At 47.0% G+C, this 200-nt stretch carries 1 rRNA gene; it reads right to left on the bottom strand.

Features of this window, described 5'->3' with window-relative positions:
* Window positions 1–5: 5 nt before the first annotated feature.
* Window positions 6–103 (bottom strand): 5S ribosomal RNA (rrf, locus tag DW089_RS09600).
* Window positions 104–200: the final 97 nt, after the last annotated feature.

Genomic DNA, 200 nt, shown 5'->3' with positions numbered 1-200 from the left:
TATCCTCCCGGACCGTTTCCAGTCGAGTACTTTCGGCGTATGAAGGCTTAACTACTGTGTTCGGCATGGGAACAGGTGGATCCCTTCAGCCATAACCACCGGATTTTCAATTGAAGGCATGAGCCTTCAAAACTTCATGAAGAGACGTTTTACTTCTTGGACTTGCGGTTTAAGTCAAGCCCTCGACATATTAGTACAGG

It is taken from the genome of Acidaminococcus sp. AM05-11 (assembly GCF_003472805.1).
GTDB lineage: Bacteria > Bacillota > Negativicutes > Acidaminococcales > Acidaminococcaceae > Acidaminococcus > Acidaminococcus hominis.
This window is presented reverse-complemented; position numbering and strand designations above follow the sequence as displayed.